The organism is Kordiimonas sp. SCSIO 12603 (genome assembly GCF_024398035.1).
GTDB lineage: Bacteria > Pseudomonadota > Alphaproteobacteria > Sphingomonadales > Kordiimonadaceae > Kordiimonas.
The window spans coordinates 556,752-571,216 of record NZ_CP073748.1; the positions used below are offsets into that span (position 1 = coordinate 556,752).

Consider the following 14,465-nt stretch of genomic DNA (forward strand, 5'->3'; position numbering starts at 1 on the left):
AATGCATTAAAACCAATGATGCATTGACCATAGTACTGGCACTGTCAACTGGGAGGGTGATTTGGCGCGAGGAAATTGGGCGACGACAGAAGACCGTAGGCTTATTCGTTTTGCAATGAAGGCCCCGATGCTTGAACGCGAAGAGGAGGGTGATCTTGCTCTTGCGTGGCAGCAGGAACGCGATGAATATGCGCTCAAGAAACTGACCGAAGCACACCTTAGGCTCGCGATAGCGGCTGCCAGTAAATACCGCCACTATGGTTTGCCAGTTTCAGATCTTATCCAAGAAGGCACGGTTGGCCTGATGGAAGCAGCTTACCGGTTCGAGACATCCCGTGATGTTCGTTTCTCCACATATGCCAGCTGGTGGGTACGTGCTGCTGTGCAGGATTATGTGCTCCGCAACTGGTCGATTGTACGTACGGGCACGACATCAGCGCATAAAGCGCTCTTCTTTAACCTGAAGCGCCTTAAAGCCCGTATGGGGGTTGACCCTGACCGTCCGCTTTCTTTCATTGCCAGGACCCAAATTGCTGAAGAAATGGGTGTGCGCCTTGTGGATGTAGAAGCGATGGAAGGCCGTATGACGGCTAATGACCGTTCGCTTAATGCACCTGTTGCTGACGAATCTGCACAGGAATGGCAGGATTTGCTCGTTTCAGAATCGCCTGCGCCAGAGCAGGAAATCATGGAAACCCATGATAGCTCGAAGAAAGCAGCACTTATTGAAAAGGCAATGGAAAACCTAACCGAGCGTGAAACCTTCATTATCCGTGAGCGTCAGCTTAAGGAAGAGGGTGTAACTCTTGCGGTTCTTGGTGGCCAGCTTGGTATTTCGAAAGAACGGGTACGTCAGCTTGAAGCTCAAGCGCTAGGTAAGCTGAAGCAAGCGCTTATCAATCAGGTAGGTGATCCTGTAATGGCAGGTCTCGCAGAAGGCTAATTCGGTAGCAGCCTTAACCGATTTGGGGATGTGAGGATGATTTTAGGGCCTCCGCCCCATTCAATAATACCTCTCACTTCAACAGATTTATGTTCCATATCAAGTGGGTTTAGACCCGCTTTTTTCATGGCTCGCGCTGTTTTCGCTGGGATTTCTATCGTGAAATCTTCCCGCCAGTTCTCCTCGAAATTCAGATAAATAGTTTGGCGCACCTTTTTTGCGGAAATCACAGTGCCGCGGACAATATGAAACCAGCCAGATTTGAGGTCGGTATCAAGTGCTGCCTTAGGGCCGTAGACACCTTTTTCCCAAATACCTTTGCCGCTTTCGCGTGCTATTTTCTCCTGAGTATAGAGAGATTTAACGGCTGGCTTTGATAGAGCGCCAGGATAGAAAAATACTGTACCTTCGGAGAGAAGTTTCTGCTGGAGCCATGTGTTATTTTCTATGAATATATGGGCAACCTTTGTGCCCTGAAAATTCATATGCTTATTACCGCAATAAAAATTTGCTGCCTTTCCGCTTACCATCTCATGCAGAATATCTTTGGAAATAGCAGCATACGGCCAGCTTTTATATTGGGAAGGCGCCTGCCAATATTCTGGAGCTTTGATATCAGCTAGCTGAATATCTTCACCAGAGGACAGCCTTACTTTATCACCAGAAGTGGCTTCTGCGATAACGGCATTGCCGCACTTAGATAACCCTAAAGCTGTTGCATCGAAATCAATTTCCGGCGGTGTAGAAAGCCAGAAATAAGCTAGCATAAAAAATGTATGTATAGAGCCCCCAGTCATAGAGCTAGTAAGCCAGAGAATAAGGAAACTGCAAAGATAAAATTAAAGCCGTTTCCCTTTATTTTTCATGGGAAAACAAAGAGAAACCGTAGTGCCTTTATTTCGGGCGGAGGTTATATCCATCTCGCCATCAAGCAGCTGCATAAACCGTTTCACGAGAGGAAGACCAAGTCCTGTACCTTTTATATCTTGTTGCTGTGCGCCAGATGCCTGCCCAAAAAGAACAAGGGCTTTTTCCAGATCTTCAGGTGACATACCAATCCCGGTATCTACAACACGAATTCGGAATCTATCGTCAACAGGTTTGGCGCTTATATGAATGCTACCCTCTTTCCCTGTAAATTTAATCGCGTTCGAAAGAATATTAATGAGTATCTGCCGGAAGATACGCGCATCTGTGATGATTTTTGTGGGTGCGCAGCTGCTTGTAATGGTAATGGCTTTATCAAGGGCGGCAGGCTCCAGAAGTTTCAAGCAACTACGTATCTGTGCATCTGTTTCAATAGGTTCAGAGAGAACATCATATTTCCCCGCTTCAAGTTTGGAGATATCAAGGATATCATTGATGATAGCCAGCAGATGCTCGCCGCTTCCCTTGATAAGGCTGAGATACTCTTTGTTTTTCTCGCCTTCTACCTTCCCAAATAATTCAAGAGATAAAAGCTCGGTAAACCCGATAATGCTATTAAGCGGTGTCCTTACTTCATGGCTCATGGAAGCAAGAAAGGCTGATTTTGATTTGTTGGCCCGTTCCAGTTCCCTGATGAGTGTAAAAGCATTTCTTGTGAAAAATATCAGTGAGATAAAAATCACCAACCCCAGGAAAAAGATAGGTATGCCAACGGCTGCTACTATATCACTGCCCGGCTTAAATGGCTCCCAAACCAGATATGCAATTGGGCCGTTTGTGCCGACAATAGAAACACTAGGTAGAACCGTTGGTAAATCATTTTGAATACGAGGATTCTTAATGGCATTGCCAAGTTTGAGGTTTGTAATGGATTGTGCGTTCAGTTCCCTGAAAAATACCAGAATAGGCCGTGGTCCTAAAGAAGGGACGCCCTCAATGTCCATAGGGGTGTCAGAGGATATTTCATGAAACGCATACCCGAATATCCGGTTTTCCGTGATAAACATGCCAGTTCCCTGAACAGCAGCAGTGAGCGGCTGTGCCGGGCGCGGACTATTGATGGTGGCTATCAAGTTTTCCGATAAAAGTTGATCTGGGGCTGGGTAATTATTTTCGAATTCTGCATACAAAATAGTACCATCGGGCTTGATAACGGCGATACCTTCTGTCTCGTTTTTCCCGTGAATGGTGGATGCAACGGTGTGTCTTAGCCAAACTAGGTTTTCGCTAAGATAGAGGTTCTCGACAGCTTTATCCCATTTGGCGTTATCTTCTGCGAGTGCGGCTAACTGGTTATTAAATGTTTCCAATTCATGAGTAAGGATAGCGCGTTCTTCTTTGAGCGCCGTTGTGTCTTCTTTCTTTACCATGAAGGAAACAAGGCCAGTAATCGCTGTAATACTGATGATTACAACGGCAAAAACCGGAATAAGAAGTTTCGTCAGCTTCAAGAAGAAATACTCCTGCTTTCAGCCCCCCGAAATTCGCTACTATAATTACAACGGAAAATGGTTAAATTTTGGTATGTTAGGGGATACGCCCTTATGATGAGAGAAGGCCCTTGGCGTAGAAAGGACACTTATTTTGCACTTTATTCCGTATCAAGCTAAGTATTTCGAAGCCTGTATGGCGCTGTTCGATGAGAACTGCCCTGCCTATTTTGCGGAAAATGAAAAAGAAGATTACGCAACATATCTGAAGGCTAATCAGGATACGTACATGGTGCTTCAAAACACAGAAGGTGCTGTGGTTGCAGCTTATGGATTAGCCTATATTGAGGAAATGAACAGGGCGCGCGTTACCTGGATTATGGTAAGCCCAACCGGGCAGAGGGCAGGTCTTGGTCGCCAGATGATGGCAGCGGTTATCGGGGGTGCGCGAGAATTGAAAGTAGATGCAATTGATATCGCCACTAGCCAGCACGCTGATCAGTTTTTTGCCAAGTTTGGTGCCATAGAAATTCGTAATATCAAAGATGGTTGGGGCAAGGGCATGCACCGTATTGATATGGAATTGAAGCTTTAGAAACACCATGTTAAGAGATCATATGTGATGGCCCCATAGCTCAGCAGGATAGAGCGACAGATTCCTAATCTGTAGGCCACTGGTTCGAATCCAGTTGGGGTCACCACCACTTTATTCTCTTTCGGTAGTTTCCTTTAATATCCCCAGTATTTGCTGGATAACTGTCTCCTGCTTTGAAGATTTTTTATAGGAAGCATGCCATTTTATAGGGGTTCCTTTAGGGCCAATTGGTTTTAGGGTCAGCCCCAGTCTTTTTGCGTGAACCTGCGCGGGCCAGCGCGGCAAAATTGTAATGGCCCGGCCCGCCAGAATAAGTTCAAAAATAGCCTGGGTTTGGCCTGCAGAAATTACTTCCTTGGGGTAAATGCCTGCGGGTTTAAAAAGGGTTTCATATTCCCGCCCTGTCTCTGGCAGGGTATGATGGGTTGCATATACTTCTTCACGGAACATATCAGGTTGCAGAAAAGCTTCTCCGCAGCGTGGGTGATTTGGCGGAAGAACAGCAACAAGTTCATCGGTAAATAGCGGAGTGTTTTTCAGGTCTGGCTGCTCAAGCGTTCCGGCCATCAATACAAAATCTGCTACTTGATCATTCAAAAGGTTTGCTGGGTTTTCATCAATGGTGGGTGCGATTTCCACCATGCAGTCTGGCAGTTTCTTTTCGAGTGCATGAAGGAAAGAAGGGTACCAATCAAAACCCATATAGCAAGTAGCCCCCATCCTTAATACCATCCGGTGGCCCGTGGAAAGATGATCCAGATCACGTTCCGCCGCAGTAGCTTCTTCAAGAATAATCTCGGCAGACCTAAGGAGCCGTTTACCCGCTTGTGTAAGCACAATAGAGTGGCTGTCCCGGTGGAAAATCTGTGTATTCACCCGGCGTTCTGCTTCTTTCATCCGGTGGCTGATGGCTGACTGTGTAAGCCCTAACTCCCTTGCGGTGGCAGAAACATTCCCCGTGGCATTCAGGCTTTTGATCATTGCCAGATGATGCAATCCCAGCCGGATCATGCTTTTCTCCATTAGGTATTAAATAAATTCATTATATCATGCATATTTATGAAATGCCTTCAAATGGTGCTTTTGCTATTTTTAGAGAAACTGCAGGAGTTAAGCGTATGACAGAGACGGGTAAATCAGATCTTCGGGCTGTGGAAAGTGAAAATATTCACTGGGATCAGGATATCAGTTATGGCGGCTATTTGAATCTGGATAAGCTGCTTGATTGCCAGAACCCTCGTACTGATAGCCATGATGAAATGTTGTTTCTGGTGATCCATCAGGCGTCTGAGCTATGGATGAAGCTCTGTATCCATGAGCTTGCGGCAGCCATGGAGCATATCAAAAATGATAATTTGGGGGCATCGTTTAAGATGCTGGCGCGTATCTCCCGTATTCAGGGGCAACTGCGGCAAAGCTGGGATGTGCTTTCCACCATGACGCCGTCTGATTATTCCAGTTTCAGGGATAAACTGGGCCAAAGTTCGGGCTTCCAATCTTTCCAGTACCGGGCCATCGAATTTGCGCTCGGCAATAAAAATGCCAAGCTTCTTGAAGTGCACCGCAGTAAGCCTGAGCGTTATGAGCCGTTAAAAGCAACGCTTGAAGCACCAAGCATTTATGATCTCTGTATTGAGCTGCTTTCAAAGCGCGGTTTTGATATCCCTGAAGAATGCCTGAACAGGGATTGGTCCCTGCCTTATGAGCCTTCGGATGCGGTGGAAGCCGCATGGGCAACGGTCTACCGTGAAACAGGTAAATATTGGGAATTATATGAGCTTGCGGAGAAGCTTGTGGATCTTGAGCACCAATTCCAGATGTGGCGTTTCAGCCATATGAAAACTGTGGAGCGGATCATCGGATACCGCAAAGGCACGGGCGGCACAGGCGGTGTTTCTTTCCTTGTGAAAGCGCTTGATCTCCGCTTCTTCCCTGAGCTCTGGAATGTGCGTACAGGCCTTTAGGAAGTGGTATGACTAAAACATATGATATCAGTCAAACCCTGAGTGCAGAAACGCCTATGTGGCCGGGGGACACACCCTTCGGTATTGAAGCGACATGGGAAATTGAAGATGGCTGTCCTGTGCTTGTGTCAAAGCTCACGCTTTCCACCCATTCAGGGGCTCATGCAGATGCGCCTTCCCACTATGATAAAGTTGGGAAAGATATCGCGGATGTACCGCTCGAAACTTATATGGGTGACTGTGTGCTTGTGTATGCTTTGGACGGCACGGGGGATATCACGCTTGAAGAACTCAAGCAGCAACTGGATAAGGCTGGAACGCTTGAGCGTGTATTGATCCGAACTTTTGAAACATTCCCACACCACCGCTGGCCTGAAGGGTTCCGTGCAGTGGGTGCCGAGCTTATCCAGTATTTGGCCGAACAGGGGTGCCGTCTTATCGGTGTGGATACCCCGTCCCTTGATCCTGAAACATCAAAAGATCTGCACGCCCATATGGCGGTGAAGGAAAACGGGATGGCCATCCTTGAAGGCCTTGTTTTAGACGATGTGCCTGAGGGTGAATATGAACTTATCGCGCTGCCGCTTAAGATAAAAGGGGCGGACGCCAGCCCTGTTCGCGCTGTTTTGAGGAGCAAATAAATGGCTGAAAAACTCACACTTGATGCCCTGAAGGCCATGGATGCGGCGGATCCTCTCAAAGAATATGCAGACAGGTTCCTTATTCCTGAGGGCGTTATTTATATGAACGGTAATTCGCTTGGCCCGCTCACGAAAGATGCGAAAAAGCGGATGGCAAGTGCTGTAGAAAATGAATGGGGCAATGAGCTGATCCGCGGCTGGAACACAGCCGGATGGTACGACATGTCCCACCGTGTGGGGAATAAAATCGCCAAGTTGATCGGCGCGAGTGAAGGCGAGGTTGTTCTCGCTGACAGCACGTCTGTAAATCTTTTTAAAACCCTTGTTTCCGCATTGCACCTGAACCCCGGCCGCAGAAAAATCATCAGCGAGAAGGGTAATTTCCCGACGGACCTATACATTATTGATGGTGTGCGTCAGTTAACCGGCGAGCACTATACCGTTGAGACCCATGAGCGTGCAGACGTTATGGATGCGATTGGTGATGATACTGCTGTGGTGCTGCTCACCCATGTGCATTATGTCTCTGGTGAGATATTTCCAATGGCTGAAATCACGGAAAAAGCCCATGCATGCGGTGCTTTGACGGTATGGGACTTGAGCCATTCGGTAGGTGCTGTGGAAACTGAACTGAATGCAACAAAAGCTGATTTTGCGGTGGGCTGCGGCTACAAGCACTTAAATGGTGGCCCCGGTGCGCCAGCCTTTTTGTTTGCAGCCAAACGCCATCATGGGGCGATGAAAAATCCCATCAGCGGGTGGTTCAGTCACAAGGCTCCGTTTCAGTTTGTGGATGAGTTTGAGCCAACAGAAGGCATCGGCCGTATGCTTACAGGCACTACCGCCGTGCTGGGTGGTTCCGCGCTTGAGGCAGGGCTTGATCTCATGTTGGAAACTGAAAATAGCGTGCGGTTCCAGAAGCAGCAGAAGCTTAACGCTACCTTCCAAGCGCTTGTATTGCAGGAATGCGGTGGGTTGGGCCTTGAAGTGGTATCACCCCAAGATGCGTCTGACCGTGGCGCGCATATCTCTTTCAGGCACAATGATGGTTACGCCATCATGCAGAACCTGATTGATATGGGTGTGATTGGTGATTTCCGTGCGCCAGATAGGATGCGGTTTGGTTTCTCCCCGCTCTTTATGTCGTTTGAAAGCCTTTATCATGCGGTGGAAATTTTGCGGGATATTCTTAAAAGCAAATCCTATCAGCAGGAAAAATACCAGACAGTGAATAAGGTGACTTAAGCTCCGCCTTATCACGTGAAAAAGGGCGCCGAACGCGCCCTTTTTTTATGCCTGATCTTCAATGTTTTTTGCAAAGCTGTGATGCCGTTTTGGCCTTGCTTTGTGCTGCCATTCAAGTTGCTGTATGCGCGCTTTAGGCTGTACGGAATAAGCTTGCGCCTGCCCGGCTTGATACTGTTTTTCCCAGTCATCATTCTCTAGCTTTACGCCGTACCAGGCCGCCGATTGCCGTACTATGAAGGGATTCCACATAAAGGGCCTGCCCATAGCAACCAGATCGGCCCTGCGGGTGTGAAGAAGGGTGTTGATCTGCCCAGCATCCGTGATAGCGCCAACCGCCATGGTTGCCACTTTTGGTACATTGCGGATTGCCTCAGAAAAACCGGCTTGAAACATGCGGCCATAAACAGGCTTCTGGTCTGGCACTGTTTGCCCGGCTGATACATCGATCAAATCGCAACCCGCTTCAGAAAATGCTTCTGCGATAGCGAAGGTATCGGCCTCTGAGATGCCGCCTTCTTTCCAGTCACTGGCTGATATACGTACAGACATTGGTTTTTCCTCGGGCCATACCGTGCGCATTGCTTTGAATAGTTGAAGGGGGAACCGCATCCGGTTTTCTATGTTGCCGCCATAATTGTCCGTACGGGTGTTGGTAAGCGGTGACAGGAAACTGGCGAGCAGATACCCGTGGGCACAGTGAAGCTCAAGCATATCAAACCCAGCACGGTTCGCCCGCTCTGCTGCCTGCACGAAATCAGCTGTGATGGCCGCCATGCCGGCTTCACCAAGTTCCTTGGGTGTCTGGCTGATGCCATCAAAATACGGAATAGGAGACGCGGAAACTAGCGGCCAGTTTTTGCTCTCATCTTCAATGGGGTAATCCATTTTCTCCCACCCTAACTGGGTGGAGCCTTTCCTGCCTGAATGCCCCAGCTGCATACAGATTTTGGTGCCTGTGTTTTCGTGCACAAAATCCACAATCCGCTTCCACCCGGCTTCTTGCTCGTCTGACCACATGCCGGGGCAACCAAGGGTGATGCGGGCATCAGGCGATGGACAGGTCATTTCTGTGAACATCATACCCATGCCGCCACGCGCCGCGCCGCTGTAATGCACAAAATGCCAGTCGGTCAGATTGCCGTTTTCATCAGCGCTATATTGCGCCATGGGGGACATAACCGTGCGGTTTCTCAGTTCCATATCCCGTAATTTGAATTTGGTGAACATGGGCGTAGGGCGACTTTCGCGGTAATCATAACCGCTTTCACGGAAATACCGCTCATACCATTCGGTGTCTGCGGCTTCGATAAAGGCCGGGTCCCGCACGATCAAATTATCATATGTTACTGATTTTGCCCGGCACATTACCACCATGGCGAACTGGTAGGGGTCCATATCCCACGAGCGGTCCATATGCTCGAACCATGCAAGTGATACATCCGCATTATGCTGTACGATCTGGGCTGGCACTCTGCGGCTTTTATCATAAGCGGCAAAGGCTGCTTCATGCCCATCTGTCTCAAGGTGTTTGATCACTGCTTCATAAAGGCCGATGGCACAGTCCATTGCCAGCTTGGAACCGGAACCGATTGAGAAATGAGCTGATGCTTTTGCGTCTCCCAAAATCACCATTTTGCCCACAGACCAGTTGTTACAGAAAATGCGAGGGAACTGTCGCCAATGGGACCGGTTCAGTATCAGAGGGTGGCCTTGAAGTTCGTCTGCAAAAAGAGCTTCCAGTTTTTTAGCGCTGCCTTCTTCATCAAATTCCTCAAACCCGTGCGCCTGCCAGCAGGCATCAGACATTTCAAAAATCCAGGTAGAGTGCTTGTCTTCATACTGGTAGGTGTGTGCGCAAATGGCGCCGTGTTCGGTCTCTTTGAAGAAATACGTAAAATCAGAAAGCGGGCGGGTGGAGCCCATCCAGCAGAAGCGGTTGCTTTTCATGGAAACGCTGACATCAAAGCCTTCTGGTCCTTTGTGTGCTTCGCGTACGGCAGAGCCAATGCCGTCGGATACAAGAATCATATCAGAATCAGCAAACCGAGTCTCAATTGTGGCTGGATCAATGGTTTCCTCGAAATACATTTTCACACCCAGCTCGCGGCAGCGCTCTTGAAATACACTCAGGAGATGCACGCGGGATGTGCCGCAAAAGCCATTACCTTCACAGGTCATCATCTCGCCCTTGAAGGCGATATTGATATCATCCCAATAAGCAAACTCTTCCCGCATGCGGGTGTAGGTCTCTTTGTCCCGGCTTTCATATTCATCAAGGGAAGCATCAGAGAATACAACGCCAAAACCAAAGGTATCGTCGGCGCTGTTTCGCTCATAAAGCTCAATATCCCAGTTGGGGCGTGCTTTTTTAGTGAGTAACGCGAAATAGAGCCCACCCGGCCCGCCACCGATAATGGAGATTTTCACCGTTTATTCTCCCTGCGTCATTAAAGTGAGTACGCTTTTCCTACGTACAAGACGTACCGTAGATTACAGGAAAAAACAATGTTTAAGCTTAAACTAAAAATAAAACGTAGTGCGATTAGTGAATAAATTTATTGAATTATAAGGGTAAATTGACAGCTATTATTATTTTATATATAAAATATATGAAAATGGAGGGGTTCGTGGCGCTAGATGAAAAACATGTACTGGTAACAGGTGGTGGTACAGGTATTGGTGCTGCTATTGCGCAGTCTCTCGCACATGCAGGTGCCAGCGTTACTATTGCCAGCCGTAACCTGGACCGCCTTCAAGAACTTGCCTCCACCAGCGATAATATCTCAGCCATTTCCCTTGACGTGACAAATGCCGGTCATGTCGCTGAAGTATTCGCGGGTCTTGGTGATGTAGATATCCTGATCAATAATGCGGGTGCTGCATTAACGGCGCCTTTCCATAAAATGTCCGAAGAAATCTGGTCGCAGATGCTCGGTGTGAATCTCACTGGCACTTTCCTCTGTACACAGGCAGCACTTGCACCCATGAAAATGAAAAACTGGGGCCGAATTATAAATATTGCCAGCACGGCGGCGCACAAAGGCTATGCTTATACTTCGGCTTACTGTGCGGCCAAGCACGGTGTGGTGGGGATGACCAAGGCTTTAGCGCTTGAGCTTGCGGGCACAGGTATCACTGCCAACTGTGTGTGCCCTGGTTTTACAGATACTCAAATTGTGGCGGATGCTATTGAGAATATCACTGCAAAAACCGGGCGCAGTGAAGAAGAAGCCCTCGGTGAACTGGTGAAAGGTAACCCGCAAAAGCGCCTTATTGAACCGGAAGAAGTCGCAAATGCGGTACTGTGGCTTTGCCGTGATGAAAGCAGGTCTATCACCGGGCAAAGCATTAATGTTGCAGGTGGGGAAGTGATGTGATGGAACAGCCGCGCACCCGCCGCCGGGAAAAACAGAATCTGCGTATCTGGCTGAAGATGCTATCATCCACCGGTAAGGTGGAAAAACATGTGCGTTCGCGCCTCAGGGAAGATTTTGAAACCACGCTCCCTCGGTTTGATGTGCTGGCGGAACTTTACCGTCGCCCAAACGGTGTAACTATGGGGGAACTATCCAGCATGTTGATGGTTTCCAACGGCAACCTCACGGGGCTCGCGAACCGGTTGCAGCAAGATGGTTTGATCCTGAAGGCACCAATGCCGACAGACAAGCGTACGCACCTTCTTTACATCACCCGTGAAGGTAAAAGCCGGTTTGAAGAAATGGCCAAGGAACATGAAACATGGGTGGGTGAGTTTTTCAAAAACTTCAAAGATGAAGAACTGGCACAGTTGCTGACCTTATTATCCAAAATTGAGTATGCCGCCGACATGGGGGGCATCGAGGAGACAGACGATGAGCTTTGATCCGCAAACTTATAAGCCGGAACATTTTCTGTGGGAATTTGAAGATGGTATTGCGACAGTAAGGCTTGATCGCCCCGAGCGGAAAAACCCCCTAACATTCCAGTCTTATGCGGAACTAAGGGACACATTCCGCGCCCTTACCTACGTTAAGGAAGTGAAGGTTGTGGTGTTTGCGCCGAACGGCGGTAACTTCAGTTCTGGCGGTGATGTGCATGATATTATCGGCCCGCTTGTGGGCATGGATATGACCGAACTGATGGATTTCACCCGCATGACAGGTGATTTGGTGAAAGCGATCCGTAGTTGCCCGCAGCCGGTTATTGCGGCAGTAGACGGTATCTCAGCGGGTGCAGGTGCTATCATTCCAATGTGTGCTGACCTCCGCGTTTCCTCAGAGGCTTCGAAAACATATTTCCTCTTTAACCGGGTTGGTCTTGCAGGCTGTGATATGGGTGCATGTGCGATCTTGCCGCGTATCATCGGGCAGGGCCGAGCGTCACAGCTTCTCTATACCGGGAAAGGCATGTCCCCTGATGAAGGCTTGGTGTGGGGGTATTTCAATGACGTGGTGGAAGCAGGCGAATTGATGGAAGCAGCTTATAAGCTGGCGCGTTCAATCGCCAGTGGCCCAACCTTTGCCAATAGTATGACCAAGAACCAGTTGAATATGGAATGGGATATGAGCCTTGATACAGCTATTGAGGCAGAAGCACAGGCGCAGGCCATTTGCATGCAAACCAAGGATTTTGAGCGCGCCTACCACGCCTTTGTTGCCAAAGAAAAACCGGTGTTTGAAGGGAACTGATCATGGCGGATATGAGCTTTCTCAACTGGCCGTTTCTTGAAGACCACCACCGTGATTTAGCGCGTCGTTTGGATACATGGTGCCAGGAAGTATTGGTGCCATTTGTAGAAAGCCGAGATGTACATCACGACCTGGACGGCAGCTGCAAGGCGATCCTTACCCTTCTGGCGGAAGGTGGTTTCACCCGCTATGCAGTGCCGAAAGCTTATGGCGGTGTTCATGATAGCCTTGATGTACGCTCCTTATGCCTTATCCGGATGACACTTGCTTATTATTCCGGGCTTGCAGATTTTGTTTTTGCCATGCAGGGGCTGGGTTCTGGCACAATCTCTCTATACGGTTCTGAGGAAACCAAAGCACATTATCTCACTGGTGTCGGTGAAGGCAGGCTGTGCGCAGCTTTTGCGCTTACGGAGCCGGAATCTGGTTCAGATGTGGCGGCAACTCGTACGGCCGCGGAACTAGACGGTGATCACTATATCATTAACGGAGCAAAAACTTTTATCTCGAACGGTGGTATTGCAGACCAATATGTAGTGTTCGCGCGCACTGGCCCCGGTGAGGGGGCACGCGGTCTGACAGCTTTTGTGCTCGATGCTGATACCGAAGGGCTTGATACCAGTGAGCGTATTGATGTGATAGCACCGCATCCGCTTGCCACCCTTAAATTCAACAATTGCCGCGTGCCAGCAAGGAACCAACTGGGCGAGTTGGGCGGTGGTTTTAAGGCAGCGATGGCGACCCTTGATATTTTCCGTTCTACTGTGGGTGCTGCGGCCCTTGGGTTTGCGCGCCGCGCGCTTGATGAAGCTGTGACGCGGGCAGATGGCCGCGAACTGTTTGGCGCGCCGCTCCATAATCTTCAGCTGGTGCAGGCCATGATCGGTGAAAGCGCCCTTGATATTGATGCGTCAGCACTGCTGATTTTCCGCGCTGCATGGGCGAAAGACAGCGGCCAGCCAAGGGTAACTCGTGAGGCAGCTATGGCGAAATTGCACGCCACTGATCAGGCCCAGCAGGTGATTGACCGGGCGGTACAGATCTTTGGCGGCATGGGTGTGGTCTCCGGCGTGAAGGTGGAGGAACTATACCGGGAAATCCGAGCGCTCCGCATTTATGAAGGGGCATCAGAAGTGCAGAAAGTGGTGATTGCCCGCGCTCATATTGCTGAAGCGGCAGGATAGAATTATGGCTGGTCGGATATTCACACGCAAACAATTGATCCGCCACGGGCATACAGACCCTGCGGGTATTGTCTATTACCCGCGCTATTTTGAAATGATCAATGATACCGTTGAGGATTTCTTCCGCGAAGCTATGGAGCGCCCTTTCGGGCAGATGCATACGGTTGAGAAGATCGGCGTGCCCACGGTGCAAATTGCGGTGGAGTTCCAGAAACCCAGTTACTGCGATGATATGCTTGATATGGGATTGGTGATCGAGCGGCTTGGTAAATCATCTGCGACCATCTGTGTGAAAGCGCTGTGTGGCGGTGAAGTGCGCCTGTCCGCTATCCTTACAATTGTGCAGACCAATCTTGAGACCATGAAATCCATACCGTTCAGCGGCCCCATGCGGGTGATGCTTTCTGAGTATGTGGTGGATACCGGCCAGTCGGAGACGATATGATGAAAACGCTTTTGCCAGAAGGTTGGGTGCGCCCCAAAGGTTATTCAAATGGTATCAAAGCCTCAGGTGATATGGTGTTTGTTGCAGGCGTTGTGGGCTGGGATGAGCATGAAGAATTCCAGTCTGATGATCTTGTTGAGCAGTTTCGGCAGGTGCTTCTGAACACCAAAGCCATCATGGCTGAAGGTGGCGCCGGGCCTGAACACATGGCGCGCATGACTTGGTATATAACCGACAAACAGGAATATCTCACGCGGCTCCGTGAAGTGGGGCAGACATACCGGGATGTGATGGGGAAAAACTATCCCGTTATGGCGTGCGTTGAGGTCTCCGGCCTTATGGAAGACCGAGCAAAGATTGAAATCGAAACCACTTGTGTAATCAGCGCCGATTAATCGGTTTGCTGGGTAAGTAACTGTAC

15 protein-coding genes and 1 tRNA gene are annotated in these 14,465 nt (G+C 49.2%); 12 read left to right on the plus strand and 4 right to left on the minus strand.

Features of this window, described 5'->3' with window-relative positions; translation table 11 throughout:
• Positions 1–61: 61 nt before the first annotated feature.
• Positions 62–943, plus strand: coding sequence for an RNA polymerase factor sigma-32 (locus KFE96_RS02540; RefSeq protein WP_247019288.1), 882 nt, complete (start codon positions 62–64; stop codon positions 941–943).
• Here KFE96_RS02540 and KFE96_RS02545 read toward each other — a convergent pair.
• Positions 940–1,710 (minus strand): thermonuclease family protein, encoded by a 771-nt coding sequence (locus KFE96_RS02545; protein WP_255834443.1) that lies wholly within the window; start codon positions 1,708–1,710, stop codon positions 940–942. The two genes, KFE96_RS02540 and KFE96_RS02545, sit on opposite strands and share 4 nt — an antisense overlap.
• A gap of 72 nt (positions 1,711–1,782) precedes the next feature.
• The gene (locus tag KFE96_RS02550; protein ID WP_255834444.1) at positions 1,783–3,321 is read right to left on the minus strand and encodes an ATP-binding protein; all 1,539 of its coding nucleotides are present in this window, start codon (positions 3,319–3,321) and stop codon (positions 1,783–1,785) included.
• 175 nt (positions 3,322–3,496) lie between these two features.
• Here KFE96_RS02550 and KFE96_RS02555 point away from each other — a divergent pair, with 175 nt between their 5' ends.
• Together KFE96_RS02555 and KFE96_RS02560 are read left to right on the plus strand one after the other, a co-directional pair.
• Positions 3,497–3,895: a GNAT family N-acetyltransferase gene (locus KFE96_RS02555; RefSeq protein WP_255834445.1), complete on the plus strand. Its 399-nt coding sequence runs from the start codon at positions 3,497–3,499 to the stop codon at positions 3,893–3,895.
• A 29-nt stretch (positions 3,896–3,924) separates the two neighbouring features.
• Positions 3,925–4,001 (plus strand) — tRNA-Arg (locus KFE96_RS02560).
• Positions 4,002–4,006: 5 nt separating this feature from the next.
• On the opposite strand, the gene KFE96_RS02565 is transcribed toward KFE96_RS02560, so the two are convergent.
• Entirely contained in the window at positions 4,007–4,906 is a 900-nt protein-coding gene (locus tag KFE96_RS02565; RefSeq protein WP_255834446.1) for a LysR family transcriptional regulator, read from the minus strand.
• A 107-nt stretch (positions 4,907–5,013) separates the two neighbouring features.
• Between KFE96_RS02565 and kynA the strand changes: the two genes are divergently transcribed.
• From kynA to kynU, 3 genes are read left to right on the plus strand one after another with little or no spacing between them, the layout of a single operon-like run.
• On the plus strand, positions 5,014–5,859 hold the full coding sequence (gene kynA, locus KFE96_RS02570) for a tryptophan 2,3-dioxygenase (RefSeq protein ID WP_255834447.1): 846 nt from the start codon (positions 5,014–5,016) through the stop codon (positions 5,857–5,859).
• Between the two features lie 8 nt (positions 5,860–5,867).
• Positions 5,868–6,500: an arylformamidase gene (kynB, locus tag KFE96_RS02575; protein ID WP_255834448.1), complete on the plus strand. Its 633-nt coding sequence runs from the start codon at positions 5,868–5,870 to the stop codon at positions 6,498–6,500.
• The gene (gene kynU / locus KFE96_RS02580; RefSeq protein WP_255834449.1) at positions 6,501–7,745 is read left to right on the plus strand and encodes a kynureninase; all 1,245 of its coding nucleotides are present in this window, start codon (positions 6,501–6,503) and stop codon (positions 7,743–7,745) included. It abuts the gene before it with no gap.
• Positions 7,746–7,790: 45 nt separating this feature from the next.
• On the opposite strand, the gene KFE96_RS02585 is transcribed toward kynU, so the two are convergent.
• Complete coding sequence (locus KFE96_RS02585) at positions 7,791–10,175, minus strand: FAD-dependent monooxygenase (RefSeq protein WP_255834450.1); 2,385 nt, start codon at positions 10,173–10,175, stop codon at positions 7,791–7,793.
• A gap of 188 nt (positions 10,176–10,363) precedes the next feature.
• Here KFE96_RS02585 and KFE96_RS02590 point away from each other — a divergent pair, with 188 nt between their 5' ends.
• From KFE96_RS02590 to KFE96_RS02615, 6 genes are read left to right on the plus strand one after another with little or no spacing between them, the layout of a single operon-like run.
• Positions 10,364–11,125 (plus strand): SDR family NAD(P)-dependent oxidoreductase, encoded by a 762-nt coding sequence (locus tag KFE96_RS02590; protein ID WP_370650530.1) that lies wholly within the window; start codon positions 10,364–10,366, stop codon positions 11,123–11,125.
• On the plus strand, positions 11,125–11,610 hold the full coding sequence (locus KFE96_RS02595; protein WP_255835587.1) for a MarR family winged helix-turn-helix transcriptional regulator: 486 nt from the start codon (positions 11,125–11,127) through the stop codon (positions 11,608–11,610). The genes KFE96_RS02590 and KFE96_RS02595 overlap by 1 nt, the downstream gene beginning before the upstream one ends.
• Positions 11,600–12,415 carry an enoyl-CoA hydratase family protein gene (locus KFE96_RS02600; protein ID WP_255834452.1) on the plus strand — a complete coding sequence of 272 codons (816 nt, stop codon included), beginning with the start codon at positions 11,600–11,602 and terminating at the stop codon, positions 12,413–12,415. The genes KFE96_RS02595 and KFE96_RS02600 overlap by 11 nt, the downstream gene beginning before the upstream one ends.
• Positions 12,416–12,417: 2 nt before the next feature.
• Positions 12,418–13,599, plus strand: coding sequence for an acyl-CoA dehydrogenase family protein (locus KFE96_RS02605; protein ID WP_255834453.1), 1,182 nt, complete (start codon positions 12,418–12,420; stop codon positions 13,597–13,599).
• Positions 13,600–13,603: 4 nt separating this feature from the next.
• On the plus strand, positions 13,604–14,044 hold the full coding sequence (locus KFE96_RS02610; protein WP_255834454.1) for a thioesterase family protein: 441 nt from the start codon (positions 13,604–13,606) through the stop codon (positions 14,042–14,044).
• On the plus strand, positions 14,044–14,439 hold the full coding sequence (locus KFE96_RS02615; protein WP_370650555.1) for a RidA family protein: 396 nt from the start codon (positions 14,044–14,046) through the stop codon (positions 14,437–14,439). The genes KFE96_RS02610 and KFE96_RS02615 overlap by 1 nt, the downstream gene beginning before the upstream one ends.
• Positions 14,440–14,465: the final 26 nt, after the last annotated feature.